1 protein-coding gene is annotated in these 446 nt (G+C 63.7%); it reads right to left on the reverse strand.

What is annotated here, in order from left to right:
- On the reverse strand, positions 1-446 hold a 446-nt coding region (locus tag RVY79_RS17430), incomplete at both ends, for an efflux RND transporter permease subunit (RefSeq protein ID WP_317465744.1).

Here is a 446-nt window from a genome sequence, read left to right on the forward strand (position 1 = left end):
GGTGGCAAACAGGAACGGGATCAAACCCAGCATGGCCACGGTGGCCGTCATCATCACGGGGCGGAACCGCATGCGCGAACCCAGCCGCACGGATTCCTCCACCGACATGCCCTGCTCGCGCAGGCTACGGATCGTGCTGACCAGCACCACCCCGTTGAGCACCGCGATCCCCCATAGCGCCACGAAGCCCACGGATGCCGGCACGGAGAGGTATTCCCCGGTGACAAACAACCCGATGATCCCGCCCACGGAGGCGAAGGGCAGCACCAGGATGATCAGCGTGGCGTAGCGCACGGAGTTGAACAGCAGGAACAGCAGGAAGAAGATGGCTGCGACCGTAATCGGCACGATCACCTTCAGGTGGCCCATGGCGCGCTCCATGTTCTGGAACTGGCCGCCCCACTCCAGGTAGTAGCCCTCGGGCAGCTTGACGTTGTTGCCAACCA

Source organism: Chromohalobacter sp. HP20-39 (genome assembly GCF_033052815.1).
GTDB lineage: Bacteria > Pseudomonadota > Gammaproteobacteria > Pseudomonadales > Halomonadaceae > Chromohalobacter.